Source organism: Dyadobacter sandarakinus, assembly GCF_016894445.1.
GTDB classification, from domain to species: domain Bacteria; phylum Bacteroidota; class Bacteroidia; order Cytophagales; family Spirosomataceae; genus Dyadobacter; species Dyadobacter sandarakinus.
The window spans coordinates 5571124-5587895 of sequence record NZ_CP056775.1; the positions used below are offsets into that span (position 1 = coordinate 5571124).

Consider the following 16772-nt stretch of genomic DNA (forward strand, 5'->3'; position numbering starts at 1 on the left):
TTTCCTTAATTCATGAAAGAAACCAGCAGTACTTCTGCAACCAGGCGGAATTTTATTAAAGGTTCCCTGGCCACACTGGCTACATTCTCCATTGTACCGCGGCATGTACTGGGGAAGGGATTTCTGGCACCCAGCGACCAGCTCACCAAAGCGATCGTGGGCGTAGGCTCCATGGGCAGAGGACATATACCGTATGCCGGTACCCGGGTGGTTGCGCTTTGTGACGTCGATAAGCAGCATCTGGAAAGGGCCGCAGGGATGGTTGAGAAAGGGGTAAAGACTTTTTCAGACTACCGCCAGCTCATCCAGCTCCCCGAGGTCGACATTGTGCACGTAGCTACACCTCCGCACTGGCACGGCATCATTGCAGCCGATGCAGCCCGCGCGGGTAAAGATGTATGGTGTGAAAAGCCCATGACACGCACCATAGGAGAAGGTAAGCGGCTGGTAGAGGCAGTGCAGCAGCATGGCCGGATTTTCCGCCTCAATACCTGGTTCCGTTTTCAGGACAACTTTTACGGCATGCGCACGCCGGTTAAGCCGATTAAAAAACTGGTGCAAAGCGGACTGCTCGGCTGGCCGCTGAAAGTGACCGTGAGCAAGCATACCGGCTTTGACTGGAAGTTTTACTGGGTTGGAAAAACAACCAATGAACCCCAGACGGTACCTGCGGAGCTCGACTATGAAATGTGGCTCGGCCCGGCACCTTACAAGCCTTACAACCCGCACCGCGTCCACGAAACTTTTCGCGGCTACTGGGATTATGATGGCGGCGGATTGGGTGATATGGGCCAGCATTACCTGGATCCCATTCAATATTTTTTAGGAAAAGATGATACAAGCCCGGTTTCAGTGGAAGTAGATGCGCCCCAGCAGCATCCCGAAGCTGTGGGTACTTGGCGAAGAATTACCTATACCTACGCAGACGGATGCCAGATCGTGCTCGATGGCGAGGCTAGGGATGAGAATGTCGCATATATAGAAGGACCCAAAGGGAAGCTTTATCCCAACTTCCGGTCCGATATTCCGGATCTTGAAAAAAAGCTGGCCGCATTTCCGGACCCGGAACCACAGGTGACGGATTTCGTCGATGCAGTCAAAAACAGGAAGAAGTTTGCATTGAATGAAGAGAATGGGCATCGTTCCTGCACCATTGTCAACATGGGGCTTGCCGCATTAAGGCTTGGAAGATCTTTGAAGTTTGATCCTGAAAAGCAGGAGTTTGTCGATGACGACGGTGCCAACCGGCTGATCAACCAGCCCATGCGCGGACCCTGGACCATTTAATGCATTCATTTTTATCCTGAAATCAAACCTCCCTCAGGCCAGCGTGCTGCGGGGATAAAACTGCAATGAAACAAAAACTTTATACAATACTGACGCTCTGCCTGCTGACTATGCAGGTTTGGGCACAAACAGAAGAGTCGCTGACCAACCGGATCAGACTCGTACTGAACAGATTTCCTGCTGAAAATGAGGCGGATCTGAAAAAAAGTATGGCCGCACTGGAAGCGCTTGGTACGCCCGGACTGGTTCAGATCGCCACCATGATGACACCCTGGGGGAAAGGTGATAATTCTAAAATCCAGTATGCACTGGGCGGGTTCACCTACTATGCATCCCAGGCAGGCAAGGAAAATCAGCGTAAAATGGCTGCCGACGCGTATGGGCAGGCATTATCAAAGGTGAATGATCCCGATAGCAGGAATTTCCTGATCTACCAGCTGCAAACCGTTGGTAAAGATGAGTCGGTAGCTGCATTGCAGACATACCTGAAAGACGAACGACTGTCGGGTCCTGCTGCTCGTGCGCTGGCCCGGATTGGGTCGCCTGCTGCGGGTACAGCTTTGTTGCAGGCACTCGGCGGAGCCTCCGGCGCAACCCAGATCGCCCTCACAGAAGCCCTGGGCGGTGCCAGGTATAAAGAGGCAGCGCCGGTGATTGAGAAATCAGCAGCAAGTACAGATCTGCTGCTTCGTAAAGTAAGCCTGTTTGCATTGTCGGAAATCGGATCGCTCTCCTCCGCAGCAATCCTGGACGAAGCCGCCAGGAAGGTAAGTTATGGCTACGATGAGGCAGACGCTACGGCTGTATACCTTAAGTACCTGGCCAGACTTGCAGAAAACGGACAGGCTGCCGAAGCTGAGAAAGCAGCATTGGCTTTGCTGAAAAATACACCTGATGCTAAGCAAGGCCCGACACGCTCGTCGGCCCTAAAAGTTTATGCGGACATCAAAAAACGTGAGAGCGTGCCCGTACTGGTGCAGGCAATGTCGAGCAATGATGCGCAGTACCGTGCTGCGGCATTGAAGCTTGCGCAAAACTACCTCATGGCCGATGGTACTACCCCCTGGCTCAATACCATGAAAAAGGCAAGTCCCGAGGTACAGAGTGAAATAATTACCATGCTTGGGCGGGCCGCATCCAACGATGCATTGCCTGCTGTTCTCAAAGCACTCAAATCAAAAGATACCAGAATCAAAACTGCAGCCATTTGGGCGGCCGGTAAAATCGGGGGAGAAAAGAGCACTTCCAGCCTCATTCCCCTGCTCAAAACCGCCACGCCCGAAGAGGTAGCTGCTGTGAAAGGAACATTGCTGACCATCAAGGGTGCCGAGATGGTAGACCAGCTAACGGCTGCATTGCCGTCGTTGCCTGCACCGGCACAAGCTGCTGCGGTGGAAATCCTTGCCGCCCGGGGAGCTGCATCCAAGCTGAGCGTGGTGTCCGGCTTGCTGCAAAGTGCTAGCCCGGAAGTGAAAAAGTCGGCTTATACTGCACTCAGATCGCTGGTGGGAGCACAGGACCTTCCCCAATTGTACATGCTGCTTGGCACAGCTTCGGCTCCCGGGGAGGTAACTGCTGTGCAGCAGGCAATCGGGGAAGCGGTAAAGGGAACAGGCGACACAAGGGCACAATCGGAAGCTATCATTACCCAGATCAAAAGTGCTCCTGCGGACAAGCAGGGACGCTACCTGCCGGTACTTGCGGGCATTGGCGGCAGCCAGGCATTGGCCGCAGTGGCCGGCGCCTATAAAGGCAATGATGCCCAGATGAAGAAAGAGGCCATCATGGCGCTGTCTGCGTGGAACGACGCGGCGGCTGCTCCCGAACTGATGAACGTCGCAAAGCAAACCGGCGATGCCGCCGAGCTTGACGCTGCGTTAACCGGCTACCTGGCTGCGGCCGGCAAGTCGGCCAGGACGCCTGTCGTGAAAGTGATCATGCTGAGGGATGCAATGAAGCTGGCTAAAACAGATGCTCAAAAGGAAGCGATATTGAAAGAACTGGCCCGCTACCGGACCTTTAATGCCCTTTTGTTTGCGGGTAAATACCTGGATCAGCCTGCACTGAAGAAAACTGCCGCGCAGACCATTCTCAGCATTGCATTGGCCAACAAGGATTTTTATGGTACCGAAGTACGTGACCTGATCAGCAAAAGCAGTGCTGCATTACAGGGTGAAGGCAGCGGCTACCAGCAGGAAGCTGTCCGCAAGCACCTGGCCGAAATGCCGGCAGGGGAAGGTTTTGTCAATCTCTTCAATGGAAAAGACCTTTCCGGCTGGAAGGGGCTGGTAGAAAATCCAATCGCGCGCAGCAAAATGAGTGCGGATACGCTCGCAGCGCGGCAGAAGAAAGCCGACGAGCTGGCACAGAAAGGCTGGCTGGCCAAAGATGGTGAGCTCGTATTTTCAGGACATGGTGACAACCTTTGTACTGTAAAGCAATATGGCGACTTTGAAATGTACGTCGACTGGAAAATCCAGAAGGATGGGGACGCGGGCATTTACCTTCGCGGTACTCCCCAGGTACAAATCTGGGATACTTCGCGGGTGGATGTGGGAGCGCAGGTAGGGTCCGGCGGTTTATATAACAACCAGACAAACCCGAGCAAACCGAGCAAGCTGGCTGATAATGCGATAGGCGACTGGAATACTTTCCATATCACCATGATCGGGGACCGGGTGTCGGTGGACCTGAATGGAGAGAATGTTGTAGATAATGTGGTGCTGGAAAATTACTGGGACCGCAAGCTGCCCATTTTTGCAATGGAACAACTCGAACTGCAGGCGCACGGCAACGTGATCAACTACCGCGATATCTATGTTCGTGAAATTGAGCGACCCAATCTTTTCACATTGTCTGATACCGAGAAAAAGGAGGGTTATAAAGTCCTTTTCGATGGTACCAACATGTTTGAATGGGTTGGTAACAAAACCGATTACTTTATTGACAATGGTGTACTCACCGTCGATCCTAAAAAAGGCGGCAAGGGCAACCTGTACACTAAAGACGAGTACAGTGACTTCGAGTACCGCTTCGAATTCCAGCTCACGCCCGGTGCAAACAATGGATTGGGCATCCGCACGCCCATGGAGGGTGACGCGGCTTACGTAGGCGGCGCAGAGATCCAGATTCTGGACAATGATGCGGACATTTACAAGGATTTGCAGCCTTACCAGTATCACGGTTCGGCTTACGGCATCATCCCGGCCAAAAGGGGGTTCTTAAAGCCCATGGGCGAGTGGAACTATGAGGAAGTACGCGTGCAGGGTTCCAAAATCAGGGTTACGCTCAATGGTACCGTGATCCTCGACGGCGACCTGGCCGAAGCCAGCAAAAATGGCACGGCAGATCATAAAGAGCATCCGGGCCTTAGCCGTACCAGCGGGTACCTGGGTTTTCTGGGACACGGCTCACCATTGAAATTCAGGAACATACGAATACTGGATCTTTCCAAAGTTCCGGTAACCGCTACGGCTTCGAAAGCAAAATCGAAAAAGAAGAAATAATCAGGAGCATCAGCAAAAAGCGTCCCGGTCAGCTGACCGGGACGCTTTTTTTTATTTTATATAAAATTAAAAAGGGCGCATGGCCTTAACAAACCGGCCTTTGAAATAACTGGAAAAAAGGTTGTCCTCCCGCACCCCTTTGGAGGTGGAAGCATGGATAAACATGATTTCCTGCCTGCTGACCACGTCTGTGACAATGCCTGCATGGTTAACATACCCTTCCTTACCCGCCTCCGGTACAAAGAAAACCCAGTCGCCGGCCCGGAGATCCTCAATGCGATTGATTTCCTGTCCGTATTCCGATTGCTGCCATGAGATGCGGGGTACTTTGACGCCGATCTCGGAGTAAACGGAACAGATCAGGCCTGAGCAGTCGATCCCGTCCTTGTCGTTTCCGCCGGAGCGGTACGGCGTGCCGGCGTACGTGCGCGCAACTTCCACCACTTTCGGAATATTTCTGGCCGGGGTGGTACCAGGACGTGTATACGCAGGCCGGGAGGCAACAGCCGGTTTCCGGGCAGGTGGCCTGGCAGGCGGGCGGCGGGTGGTCGTACTCGGACGCCTGCGGGCGGTTGTTGGCCGGCTGTCAGGTGTTTTGCGGAGTGTGTCACAGGAGATCATGAGCAGGGAGCAGGTGAGAAGGAATAAAACGGCAAAATGGCGGGGTAAAATCTGCTTCTTCATGCGCACAAACTATGATACTGGAAAAATCCTGTTCAACTTATCTCCTGACAAATAACGCGCATTCCAATAAAAATAGTAAAAACCGGCAGCTGAATTATGCGTCTCACTGGCATTGTCAGTAGCTTTGTGCTGGCTGTCATGGGGTTGGTAAACATCAGAATGCCGGCCTCAGCATTTCTCCATTACACGTTTTTACAGATGAAAATTATTTGTGTAGGCCGCAATTACGCGGATCATATCGCCGAGCTGAACAATGCAAAACCTGATGCGCCGGTCATTTTCATGAAGCCTGATACCGCGCTGCTGCCTCTGGGCGATGCATTTTACTATCCCGACTTTTCTAAGGATGTGCACCACGAAGTAGAGCTTGTCGTCAGGATCAATAAGGTAGGGAAGAACATTGAAGAAAAGTTTGCGCATAAATATTACAGTGAAATCGGCATTGGTATCGACTTTACCGCCCGCGACCTGCAATCAGAGCTCAAAGGAAAAGGCCTTCCCTGGGAGCTAGCCAAGGGATTCAACGGTTCGGCGCCCGTATCGGGCTTTGTACCGGTAACTGATTATGACGATATCCAGAACATTAGTTTCAGCCTGGATGTAAATGGTGAAACCCGGCAGAGCGGCAATGCTTCCATGATGCTTTACAGGATCAACTACCTGATCGCTTTCGTTTCCCGGTACTTTACCCTGAAAACCGGTGACCTGATTTTTACAGGTACGCCCAAAGGTGTGGCTCCGGTGCAGCCGGGCGATCACCTCACCGCATTTATCGAGGGCAAAAAAATGCTTGAATTTCACGTTAAATAATCCTCTTTCCCGGCAGTCGCCATTTTATCATTGTTTTTGTTTTACATGAGTCAACAGCGCTGGACCCGCATTCGCTTCGTTCTTCTGATCCTTCTTTTCCTGACCGGCAGCCGACTTTTTGCCCAGACACAGACCTATCCCAAGGGTTATTACCAGTTTCCGATCCGGCCGGGACTGCCCAACTCGCTGGCGGGCGGACTGGGGGATTTGCGTTCCAATCATTTTCATGCCGGTTTGGATATCCGTACCCAGCAGCGTGAAGGCCTGCCTGTGTATGCCGCCGCCGAAGGTTACGTGTACAAAGTAGCCGTGCAGCGCTCGGGTTATGGAAATGTGATTTACCTGCGGCACCCCAATGGGCAAACCACCGTGTACGGGCATTTGCTGAAATTCAGCGGACCACTGGGTGATTACGTGCGGCAGGAGCAATATAAAAAGCATACTTCCGAAATCGAGCTTTTGCCGGATGCGGGAAAGTTTGCATACAGGAAAGGGGAGGTGATTGCATTGTCGGGTAACACCGGCGGTTCGGCCGGGCCGCACCTGCATTTTGAAGTACGTGATTCCAAAGACAACTTTCTGAATCCATTGTATTTCGGTTTCAAAGAAATTACCGACGTGACGCCGCCGAAGTTTGTGAACCTGGCAATACGGCCGCTGGACATCAATGGGCGTGTGAACGGGCAGTTTGACCGCGTGGTATATCCGGCGATTAAAGTGAAAGAAGATGCTTACCGCCTGGCCGATACCATTACTGCCACTGGCATAACCGGCCTCGATCTGGTCGCTCATGACCAAATGACCGGCACGGGCTTCCGGTACGGGCTGCAATGCATTGAAATCAGGATGGATGGAAACGAGCTGTTTTCTTACAGTATGGAGATCTTCCCCAATGCGGCCACGCGCGACTACAATAACCTGATCGACTACGAAACCGAGCAAAGGACCGGACAGCGGTATCTGAAGTGCTACGTTCCTGACGGTAATAACTTTAATTTATATAAAACAGACCTTTACAAAGGCAAGCTCAATATCACGGATACGCTTGTCCACGAAGTGCGTATCCGTATTTCGGATTCATACGAAAATGCTTCTGAGCTGAAATTCTGGGTGAAGGGAGAGAAAAAAGGAGCAGAGCTGCCGGTTTTTGACACCGAGGTTAATCCTGAATATGTGCAGTCGGAAGTGCGGGAAAATAATCTGGTGGTGAAAGCCAGATATTACCGCAGCTCCCTGCCGGTAGCGACCTTCTACACGGGCGGAAAAGAAGTAAAGCAAAAACCTGACTACTTCGGAAATGAGTCGGCGGTGTTCCTGACCGACCTTCGCGAATATATCCCGGACTCCGTGCGTGTGGGAAATACTACCATCCGGACTTACCTGCGAAGCCAGGTTTTACCCGGCGTACCGGTTACGTACAAGGCCGAAAAATGGTCGGCTGATTTCGGCAATGAGAGTTTGTTTGATACTTTGTTCCTTGCAGGACAGCAAACATTCAATGCCATCACTATCAACAACCGCGGTACGGCATTAAAGGATTTCATCACCGTTACTTACCAGCCCGAAAAAATTCCTGATAATAAGGACCATGCATTTGTATACCGGTACCTCGACGGGTACTACCGGTTTGTGGGCGGACAATGGGACGAGGACGTGATCCGCTTTGAGACGCGCGAACTGGGCACGTTTGTTGTACAGGCTGATACAGTCGCGCCCAAAGTCAGGCTGACTGAGCACAGTACCAGGTACATCCGCGGCTTCATCAGCGATGCCATGTCCGGCATTGATCATTTCAAAGCATTGGTAAATGGTGAGTGGGTATTGCTGAATTATGATTTCAAGAAAGGCTTAATATGGTCGGAAAAGCTGGATGAGGCCCGTCCGTTTGAAGGTGAGCTGGTACTGGAAGTGACCGACAGGGCGGGAAATAGTACTATCTTGCGAACAGAACTGACGGATCCTGTTGTTGTTAAAAAAAGCAATGTGAAACGTAAAAGAAAATAGCATGAGTCTCAATGTTGGTGATATAGCACCCGATTTTACAACCACCGATCAGGATGGGAATGAGGTAAAACTTTCCGCGTTCAAAGGAGAAAAAGTGATTTTGTACTTTTATCCCAAAGACGATACCCCGGGCTGTACTGCCCAGGCATGTAACCTGAGAGACAATTATGACCTGCTGCTCAGCAAAGGATACAAAGTGCTGGGTGTGAGTGCGGACGATCATAAGTCGCACATCAAGTTCAGGAAAAAGTATAACCTGCCATTTCCGCTGCTGATTGATACCGATCACCAGATCGTGGAAGCATATGGTGTATGGACTGAAAAAACGACGTTTGGCCATAAATATATGGGCATCATACGCACTACATTTGTGATCAGCGGGGAAGGCATGATCGAGGAGATCATCCAGAAAGTAGATACCGAGCATCACACCGATCAAATTGTAAGTAAAAGTGAATAATAAACAGTCATGTTGACGGGCTGTTTATTTGCAGATTCACAGGTTGGTTGGCGCATCGCCTGTTTAGCATATCCAATAGAAAACAGAAACAAATGGAAATTGAACAATTAGAGAAAATTGCATCCCAGGTTCGCCGGGACATCGTCCGGATGGTGCATGGCTGCCAGTCAGGGCACCCTGGTGGTTCGCTGGGCTGTACCGAGTTATTCGTAGCACTCTATTTCGAACGTCTGAAACTGAAAGAGCAGGACGGTAAGCCTGTATTTGATATGAACGGAAAGGATGAGGATATTTTTTTCCTCTCCAACGGTCACATTTCGCCGGTTTGGTACAGTACGCTTGCACGGCGCGGGTACTTCCCGGTTTCTGAACTGGCTACTTTCCGCAAGCTTGATTCGAGGCTGCAGGGACACCCTACCACGCATGAGCATCTTGAAGGTATCCGTATCGCATCGGGCTCACTGGGTCAGGGACTTTCGGTAGCACTGGGTGCAGCCACCGCCAAAAAGCTCAACAACGACAAAGGACACATCTTTGTACTGATGGGCGACGGCGAGCAGCAGGAGGGACAGGTTTGGGAAGCAGCCGGTTTTGCACCGCATCACCAGATCGACAACCTGGTTGCGATCATTGACCTGAACGGCCAGCAGATCGACGGACCGACCGTTAAAGTAATGAACAACCGTGATTTGGGTGCCAAGTATGAGGCATTCGGGTGGGAAGTGATTTCCATTGAAGAGGGCAATGATATGGCCGCGGTACTGAAAGGCCTTTACGAGGCACAAAGCCGCCTTGGTCACGGTCGTCCTATTCTTATCCTGCTGCATACCGGCATGGGCTTTGGCGTGGACTTCATGATGGGAAGCCATAAGTGGCACGGCGTAGCACCTAATGATGAGCAGCTTGCTGCCGCGCTGGGTCAGCTGGAAGAATCACTGGGTGACTATTAAGCGGCCCAAGGCTCACGGTTTTATCAAAATATTGAACATCCTACAATGAAAAAATACACTTTCACCGAAAAGAAAGATACCCGCTCAGGCTTTGGTGCCGGCATGCACGAGCTCGGTCAGAAAAACCCTGATGTGGTGGCACTTTGTGCCGACCTCGTGGGCTCGCTCAAACTGGAAGCATTTATCAAGGAAAATCCTGATCGCTTCATTCAGTGCGGTATTTCGGAAGCAAACATGATCGGCGTTTCGGCTGGTCTGACGATCGGCGGTAAAATTCCGTTTGCAAGTACATTTGCGAACTTTGCAACCGGCCGTGTATATGACCAGATCCGCCAGAGCGTTGCATACTCGAATAAAAATGTAAAAATATGCGCTTCCCACGCCGGCCTTACGCTGGGTGAGGATGGTGCTACCCACCAGATTCTGGAAGACCTGGGCATGATGAAAATGCTGCCGGGTATGACCGTGATCAACCCTTGTGACTACAACCAGACCAAAGCTGCTACCATCGCGATTGCAGATTATGACGGCCCGGTTTACCTGCGCTTCGGACGGCCGGTAATTCCTATTTTTACCCCCGCTGACCAGAAGTTCGAAATTGGTAAAGCATGGATGGTAAACGAAGGTGCGGATGTAACGATCATCGCAACAGGCCACATGGTTTGGGAAGCTATCCAGGCCGGAGAGCAACTTGAAGCGGAAGGCATTGATGCAGAAATCATTAATATCCACACGATCAAGCCATTTGATGAAGAGGCAGTTCTGAAGTCGGTTACCAAAACAGGCTGCGTAGTTACTGCCGAGGAGCACAACCGCATTGGCGGACTAGGCGACAGCGTTGCACAGGCACTGGTGAAAAGCCAGCTGGCACCTCAGGAGTATGTAGCCGTTAACGATAGTTTCGGCGAAAGCGGTACCCCGGCCCAGCTGATGGAAAAGTACGGACTTACTGCCAAACATATTGTTGAAGCAGCCAAACGCGCCATTGCCCGCAAGTCCTGATTGCCAGGATAGCAGAAAAAAGAAATACCTGAGTCCTGCACGAGCAAGCGTTTTTTGCACCGTGCAGGACTTAATTTATTTGGCGTGGACTGGAAAATGAATTATTATTGGTTTGCGTTGATTCCGGATTAGGAAGCTGCGGCGCTACCAGCCGTCGCCTGAAATCCGTTATCAGGTTTCTTGTTTTAAATGTCCGACGAAGAGTTACTATCCCTTTTTGAGAATCCCGAAACGCGCAGGAACGCTTTCAATCAGCTGGTGCGTAAGTATCAGCAGAAGGTGTATTGGCTGGTGAGGAAGATGGTGGTTGACCATGATGATGCCAATGATATTACCCAGGACGTATTCATTAAAGCCTGGACCGCGCTCGACAATTTTAGGGGAGATTCCAAGCTTTATACCTGGCTGTACAGGATCGCGAGCAATGAGGCCATCAACTTTCTCAACAAAAAGCGGAAGCGTTTTTTTGTGCCGATTTTTGATGTTGAAAATGACCTGAGCGAAAAGCTGGAAGCTGACCCGGTACTGAGCGGAGATACCGTACAGCTCAAATTACAGAAAGCCCTGCTCAAACTTCCCGAAAAACAGCGGCTTGTTTTTAACCTCAAATATTTTGAAGAACTGCCGTATGAGGAAATATCCGAAATTACCGGGACTTCTGTGGGTGCGCTCAAAGCTTCCTACCACTGGGCGACCAAAAAAATAGAGGACTTTTTAAATGAAACGGATTAAACTATTTGTACGCAGCAAAGTCAAATACCTGAAAGTTAAGGATACACATATCAATGGATAAGAAACGTATAAGGTTGGATGATCTGAAAAAAGAGGTGCCGTTTTCGGTTCCTGAGGGATATTTTGAATCCCTGCCTCAGCTCATTCAATCAAGAATTCCCGCGGAGCCTGCCCGTAAACCCGTTATGGGCTGGTCGTGGCAGCGGTCATTGGGGCTTGTATCAGCCATGGCATTGATCCTTGTGCTGATTTGGGTAACGGTACCGGAGCGCCAGGGTTCGCTGGGGCAGGAGCCCCTGAGCGGCATCAGCGATGCATCAATTGTGGACTATCTGGAAGATCAGAACATCAGCTACTATGATCTGAGTGAGCATAAAGTAGTACAGAAAGCATTTGATACGGACTCAACCATGCTTTATTACCTGGATGACCTGGACGACGAAGTGCTTCGCCAGCAATTACAGGAAACAATCCCATTATCAGAGACCATCTGACCCTAACATTTAACCGAAATGAAATCGAATACCATTTACCGGCACCGGACTGCAGTACTGTTGATCGTCGCACTCCTGCTTTCAGTTACCTGTACTTTTGCACAGCGGCGCTCCGAGGAAGAGATCAAGAGAATTCAGGATGCCAAGGTGGCTATTATTACCAACCGCCTGAATCTGACGCAGGAGCAATCCGCGGGTTTTTGGCCGGTGTATAACGAATATGCCCAGAAGAGACGTGAAATTCACCGGGAGCAGCGCAAGATTATGAGTGACCGCAAGGCTGATGGCAAGACGGATGATCAGGTACTAGGCAACCTGAAAGAAGTGCAGGCATTGCGGCAGGAGGAGCTGGATCTTGAAAAAGAATACCAAAACAAATTTCTCAAAGTAATTACCGCAGCCCAGGTCATTGAGCTATATAAAGCCGAGCGAACTTTCAACGATATGCTCCTGCAAAGGTTGAAACAGAAAAACTGATCGCTGACCGGCTGCATTGATTAGAAAATGATAATCCCACGTCTGATTCAAACGTGGGATTTATTATTTATACTCAAATGGAAAAACTATTCTAATGCATTGCTACGGCCTCCGTTTCGCCAATGCCCCGTGTTTCAACAGCAATATTCCGGAGCGGGGCAGCATGTCGTCTGAATTCCTGGATGATTTCAAGCACATCGTAGTCGATGTCAATGGACCTGCTGCCATCGATGATCACGGTACATCCATCGGGCAGGTTATCCAGCGTTGCACTGATGCTGCCTTTGTTCAGAAATGTAACTTCTTCTGATAAAATCAGCCTGATCACATCGCCATCCCGGTGCGTCTCTTTTACATAATGGTAGGAGTGCCGTGAGTTTTTGCTCAGGATAAAATAAATAGCCACCACCATTCCGATCCCTATCCCTTTGAGCAGATCTGTGCTGAGGATCGCGACAATGGTAATAATGAATGGTATAAATTGCTCTTTACCAAGCTTGTACATTCCGGTGTACAGAGACACTTTGGACAGCTTGTATCCTACCATCAACAAGATCGCCGCGAGTGACGCCAGCGGGATGAAGTTGAGGTACCATGGAATAAACATCGCCGAAAGCAGCAGTATGGTACCATGAAATATCGTACTCATCCTTGTTCGTCCGCCGGAGTCAATATTGGCCGAGCTCCGGACGATTACCTGCGTAACCGGCAAACCTCCCAGCAAGCCCGACGTAATATTTCCGATTCCCTGCGCAACCAGTTCCCGGTTGGTGGGAGTGCTTCTTTTAAATGGATCCAGCTTATCGGTCGCTTCCACGGAGAGCAGAGTTTCCAGGCTGGCTACGATGGCCAGTGTTACCGCAACCGTGTACACGTTGGTATTGGTGATGGCAGAGAAATCCGGCGACTTGAAGAAACCGAAAAACTCGTTCACACTACCCGCAACGGGCAACTGTACGAGGTGGTCGTTTTTCAGTGTCCATTCAGGCATAAACGCACCGAAAAACAGGTTGAGCAGCACACCGAGCAGCACCACAAACAAGGCGCCGGGAATGAACCTGAACAGCTGCATTCTTTTCATAAATGGTTTATCAAAAAGAATGAGCAGTACCAGCGAAATCGCCGAAATGATGATAGCGCCGGTGCTGCTGTATCTTACGGCATTGTAAAGCTCGGTAATGGTATTTTGCCCATCTTTCTGATTAAATGCCTCGTCGCCCATAAAGTCGGCATCGTACCCGAATGCATGTGGTATTTCTTTGAGGATCAACGTAATGCCGATGGCAGCGAGCATTCCTTTAATCACAGCTGAAGGAAAATAGTACCCGATGACCCCGGCTTTGAGCAGGCCCGCCAGTACCTGCAGGATTCCTGCCATAACAACCGCTAGCAGGAAAGCCTCAAAGCTGCCCAGAGTATCCAGTGCATTGAGCACGATGACTACCAGTCCGGCAGCAGGCCCGGCCACACCCAGGGCCGAGCCGCTGAGTGCTCCAACCACGATCCCGCCGACAATGCCGGCGATGATGCCGGAAAAAAGCAGGTCCGACCTTCCGGTTGAGGCAAGTGCTATACCGAGGCATAGCGGCAATGCCACCAGGTATACGACCAGGCCGGACGGCAAGTCGTATTTCAGGTTTGAAAACAATTTGTTTTTATCGACTGACATAAATGAGGTTCGGATGAGAATCTGGGATGGACCAATTACCGGCTATACATTCAGGTTTTACACCAGTTCCGGTGCCTGCAGACGATACACGTCTTCCACCTCGCTCATGTCGTCGATCGACACATTCAGGTCGACAAGCCTGCCATTTTTGACGTCGTACACCAGTCCATGCACGTGCACTTCCTTTCCGTTAGACCACGCATTCTGTACAATCGAGGTTTTTGCAAGATCCCGCACCTGCTCCTTCACATTGAGCTCCACAAACCGGTTGGCGCGCTCATGCGGGTCCGCAATGGCATTCAGTTCGTTTTGGTAAAGACGGTATACGTCTTTGATGTGGCGGAGCCAGTTGTCAATCAGTCCTACCTGCTTGTTGCTCATGGCTGTAAGCACGCCTCCGCAGCCATAATGCCCGCAAACGATTATGTGTTTCACACCCAGTACATTCACGGAGTAGTCGAGCACGCTGAGCATGCTCATGTCCGTGTGTATGACCATATTGGCAATATTGCGGTGAACAAAGATGTCGCCCGGCATGGTGCCGGTAATTTCGTTGGCAGGTACCCGGCTGTCGGAGCAGCCGATCCAGAGGTATTCAGGACTTTGGCCGGCAGCCAGTTTGTTAAAAAATTCGGGGTCTTCCTGATTTACACTGTCAACCCATTTTTTATTATTCTCAAAAAGTTCGTTATACGAGCGGATCATGATTTCAGATAAGTTATGATAAATAGTAATAAGAGAGTGGCATATAACGACGTAAGCCCATAGCGGGTCGTGACATACCATTCCTGGAAAAAAAATTACTTACAAACTGGAATCAGGCCCGTTCGGGCGGGGGGGAGTAGAGGTTCCGGTAAATCTCGCTGTGAAACGTTACCGGGTGTGAGAAGGTATTTCTCAGCAGGATGGTGAGGCATGACCTGCCGAAGTGCACAGATACAGAAGTGATCATCTGGTCGTCGCCCATTTTTTCAGCTTCTGCAGATTCTTCATTGTCGCATGTACCGCTTTCACAGACCACAGAAGCCTTTTCCCTGAATTGGAAAAGACTGATCACATCTGTGGCCTTACAGATGAGAAAGGTCGTAAGCAGTATAAGACAAAGTTTTCTGAACACTTTAAAAGTTATTAAGACCTTTTCGGAACATGGTACCTGCCTTAAACGTTCGGCACGCCAGGTTTTATTGCGGCTTAAAGCGAATTCGAAGGAACCCGTAGGTTCCCGGACATAAAAAAAGGCTGTTAAAAACAACCCTTATTTAGACTTCCATCCTTTTTCATGATTTTCCAGCCAGCGGCCTACTACGAAGGCAGACCCCAGGAGAAGCACATAAAAAATGATCATAATAATGGTCATTTGCATAATAATCTCTGATGCTAGTTTTTAATTTGACTTAAACAAAAATATGCAAAATATGGCTTGGTCGACGCCCGGCATGCAAAAAATTACAGCACACCTTTTGTAGATGGCATGAAATCCAATGCTTTAACATCTCTTTTTACCGCCATTTTAATAGCCTTGGCAAATGCCTTGAAGATCGACTCGATCTTGTGATGCTCATTCTGGCCTTCTACTTTGATGTTCAGGTTGGATAATGAAGTGTCGGAGAAGGACTTGAAAAAGTGGTAAAACATCTCTGTCGGCATTTCACCAATTTTTTCCCTCCTGAACTCAGCTTCCCAGATCAGCCACGGCCTGCCTGAAAAATCAATGGCAACCTGGGCCAGGGCTTCGTCCATCGGTAGCAGAAATCCGTAGCGGCTGATTCCCCGCTTGTCGCCCAATGCCTGCCGGTAAGCTTCGCCGAGGGCCAGGGCTGTATCTTCAATGGTATGGTGTTCGTCTATATGCAGATCGCCTGCTACCTGAATGCTCAGGTCGGCGCCGGAATGCCGCGCGAGCTGATCGAGCATATGGTCAAAAAAGCCCAACCCGGTATGGATGTCCGAGTGACCAGTGCCATCCAGGTTCAGCGCCACGCTGATCTGCGTTTCTTTGGTATTGCGCACAACAGAAGCTTTGCGCGCAGGCATTTTCAGAAATTCATAAATCTGGTCCCAGTCTGTGCTTATCAGGCTTACGGCCGATGATAATTCCTGCGAAATATCATTCTCCGTGAGTTGTTCCCTAAACAATACAGCCTTTGCGCCCAGGTTGACAGCCAGCTGCACATCGGTCATACGGTCGCCGATCACATAGCTGCCGGCCAGGTCATATTGGTCGGAAAAATAGTCTGAAAGCATTCCTACTCCGGGCTTGCGGGTTGGAAGGTTATCTTCGGGAAAACTCCTGTCGATGTAAATTGCTTTAAACCGGACATTCTCACCTTCCAGCGTTTTCAGCATCTTTTCATGAGCGGGCCAGAAAGTATCTTCCAGGAAAGAGCCGGTACCCAGCCCGTCCTGGTTGGTAACCATCACCAGCTCATAGTCGGTTTCTTCTGCAATCTTCCGTAATGCAGAGATGGCTTTCGGAAGAAATTCAAGCTTTTCCAGCGAGTCAACCTGGAAATCGGTAGGAGGTTCAACAATGATCGTTCCGTCGCGATCAATGAACAGGACTTTTTTCATTCAGCAAATGGGTAGATAGGACCGGAAATGTACCAGCCTCTGGTTGGCTGCAAAGTTCGTAAAGTATATGGATTTGAAAAGTTATGCGTGAGAATAGTGATGATATGCGTTTACAAATTGTTACTA

The 16772-nt window shown here is 50.1% G+C and carries 15 protein-coding genes; 10 read left to right on the forward strand and 5 right to left on the reverse strand.

Annotation, left to right across the window (positions count from 1 at the left end; all coding sequences use genetic code 11):
* Window positions 1–12 precede the first annotated feature (12 nt).
* On the forward strand, window positions 13–1287 hold the full coding sequence (locus HWI92_RS23060; protein ID WP_204659708.1) for a Gfo/Idh/MocA family oxidoreductase: 1275 nt from the start codon (window positions 13–15) through the stop codon (window positions 1285–1287).
* A gap of 65 nt (window positions 1288–1352) precedes the next feature.
* The gene (locus HWI92_RS23065) at window positions 1353–4793 is read left to right on the forward strand and encodes a 3-keto-alpha-glucoside-1,2-lyase-like domain-containing protein (RefSeq protein WP_204659710.1); all 3441 of its coding nucleotides are present in this window, start codon (window positions 1353–1355) and stop codon (window positions 4791–4793) included.
* Window positions 4794–4859: 66 nt separating this feature from the next.
* On the opposite strand, the gene HWI92_RS23070 is transcribed toward HWI92_RS23065, so the two are convergent.
* Window positions 4860–5477, reverse strand: coding sequence for a C40 family peptidase (locus HWI92_RS23070; protein WP_204659712.1), 618 nt, complete (start codon window positions 5475–5477; stop codon window positions 4860–4862).
* A gap of 198 nt (window positions 5478–5675) precedes the next feature.
* On the opposite strand from HWI92_RS23070, the gene HWI92_RS23075 reads away from it, so the two are divergent.
* From HWI92_RS23075 to HWI92_RS23110, 8 genes are all read left to right on the forward strand, one after another.
* Window positions 5676–6287 carry a fumarylacetoacetate hydrolase family protein gene (locus tag HWI92_RS23075; protein ID WP_204664791.1) on the forward strand — a complete coding sequence of 204 codons (612 nt, stop codon included), beginning with the start codon at window positions 5676–5678 and terminating at the stop codon, window positions 6285–6287.
* A gap of 45 nt (window positions 6288–6332) precedes the next feature.
* Window positions 6333–8291, forward strand: coding sequence for a M23 family metallopeptidase (locus HWI92_RS23080; protein ID WP_204659714.1), 1959 nt, complete (start codon window positions 6333–6335; stop codon window positions 8289–8291).
* 1 nt (window position 8292) lies between these two features.
* Entirely contained in the window at window positions 8293–8751 is a 459-nt protein-coding gene (bcp, locus tag HWI92_RS23085; RefSeq protein ID WP_204659716.1) for a thioredoxin-dependent thiol peroxidase, read from the forward strand.
* Window positions 8752–8819: 68 nt separating this feature from the next.
* Window positions 8820–9701 (forward strand): transketolase, encoded by an 882-nt coding sequence (locus HWI92_RS23090; protein ID WP_262897706.1) that lies wholly within the window; start codon window positions 8820–8822, stop codon window positions 9699–9701.
* A 45-nt stretch (window positions 9702–9746) separates the two neighbouring features.
* Window positions 9747–10703, forward strand: coding sequence for a transketolase family protein (locus tag HWI92_RS23095; RefSeq protein ID WP_204659720.1), 957 nt, complete (start codon window positions 9747–9749; stop codon window positions 10701–10703).
* Window positions 10704–10892: 189 nt separating this feature from the next.
* Window positions 10893–11435 carry an RNA polymerase sigma factor gene (locus HWI92_RS23100; protein WP_204659722.1) on the forward strand — a complete coding sequence of 181 codons (543 nt, stop codon included), beginning with the start codon at window positions 10893–10895 and terminating at the stop codon, window positions 11433–11435.
* A 53-nt stretch (window positions 11436–11488) separates the two neighbouring features.
* On the forward strand, window positions 11489–11929 hold the full coding sequence (locus HWI92_RS23105; RefSeq protein ID WP_204659724.1) for a hypothetical protein: 441 nt from the start codon (window positions 11489–11491) through the stop codon (window positions 11927–11929).
* 18 nt (window positions 11930–11947) lie between these two features.
* On the forward strand, window positions 11948–12406 hold the full coding sequence (locus HWI92_RS23110) for a Spy/CpxP family protein refolding chaperone (protein WP_229248514.1): 459 nt from the start codon (window positions 11948–11950) through the stop codon (window positions 12404–12406).
* A gap of 91 nt (window positions 12407–12497) precedes the next feature.
* Here HWI92_RS23110 and HWI92_RS23115 read toward each other — a convergent pair whose 3' ends face one another.
* The 4 genes from HWI92_RS23115 to hisB form a co-directional block, all read right to left on the reverse strand.
* The gene (locus HWI92_RS23115) at window positions 12498–14075 is read right to left on the reverse strand and encodes a SulP family inorganic anion transporter (RefSeq protein ID WP_204659726.1); all 1578 of its coding nucleotides are present in this window, start codon (window positions 14073–14075) and stop codon (window positions 12498–12500) included.
* Between the two features lie 57 nt (window positions 14076–14132).
* Window positions 14133–14780, reverse strand: a complete 648-nt coding sequence (gene can / locus HWI92_RS23120) for a carbonate dehydratase (RefSeq protein ID WP_204659728.1) — start codon at window positions 14778–14780, stop codon at window positions 14133–14135.
* Window positions 14781–14892: 112 nt separating this feature from the next.
* Window positions 14893–15192 carry a hypothetical protein gene (locus HWI92_RS23125; RefSeq protein ID WP_204659730.1) on the reverse strand — a complete coding sequence of 100 codons (300 nt, stop codon included), beginning with the start codon at window positions 15190–15192 and terminating at the stop codon, window positions 14893–14895.
* A 329-nt stretch (window positions 15193–15521) separates the two neighbouring features.
* On the reverse strand, window positions 15522–16646 hold the full coding sequence (gene hisB, locus HWI92_RS23130) for a bifunctional histidinol-phosphatase/imidazoleglycerol-phosphate dehydratase HisB (RefSeq protein ID WP_204659732.1): 1125 nt from the start codon (window positions 16644–16646) through the stop codon (window positions 15522–15524).
* Window positions 16647–16772 lie beyond the last annotated feature (126 nt).

Bases quoted from the DNA above. Each gene is read 5' to 3' on its own strand.
- HWI92_RS23060 (WP_204659708.1), top strand. From the start codon at position 13: ATGAAAGAAACCAGCAGTACTTCTGCAACCAGGCGGAATTTTATTAAA.
- HWI92_RS23065 (WP_204659710.1), top strand. From the start codon at position 1,353: ATGAAACAAAAACTTTATACAATACTGACGCTCTGCCTGCTGACTATG.
- HWI92_RS23070 (WP_204659712.1), bottom strand. From the start codon at position 5,477: ATGAAGAAGCAGATTTTACCCCGCCATTTTGCCGTTTTATTCCTTCTC.
- HWI92_RS23075 (WP_204664791.1), top strand. From the start codon at position 5,676: ATGAAAATTATTTGTGTAGGCCGCAATTACGCGGATCATATCGCCGAG.
- HWI92_RS23080 (WP_204659714.1), top strand. From the start codon at position 6,333: ATGAGTCAACAGCGCTGGACCCGCATTCGCTTCGTTCTTCTGATCCTT.
- bcp (WP_204659716.1), top strand. From the start codon at position 8,293: ATGAGTCTCAATGTTGGTGATATAGCACCCGATTTTACAACCACCGAT.
- HWI92_RS23095 (WP_204659720.1), top strand. From the start codon at position 9,747: ATGAAAAAATACACTTTCACCGAAAAGAAAGATACCCGCTCAGGCTTT.
- HWI92_RS23100 (WP_204659722.1), top strand. From the start codon at position 10,893: ATGTCCGACGAAGAGTTACTATCCCTTTTTGAGAATCCCGAAACGCGC.
- HWI92_RS23105 (WP_204659724.1), top strand. From the start codon at position 11,489: ATGGATAAGAAACGTATAAGGTTGGATGATCTGAAAAAAGAGGTGCCG.
- HWI92_RS23110 (WP_229248514.1), top strand. From the start codon at position 11,948: ATGAAATCGAATACCATTTACCGGCACCGGACTGCAGTACTGTTGATC.
- HWI92_RS23115 (WP_204659726.1), bottom strand. From the start codon at position 14,075: ATGTCAGTCGATAAAAACAAATTGTTTTCAAACCTGAAATACGACTTG.
- can (WP_204659728.1), bottom strand. From the start codon at position 14,780: ATGATCCGCTCGTATAACGAACTTTTTGAGAATAATAAAAAATGGGTT.
- hisB (WP_204659732.1), bottom strand. From the start codon at position 16,646: ATGAAAAAAGTCCTGTTCATTGATCGCGACGGAACGATCATTGTTGAA.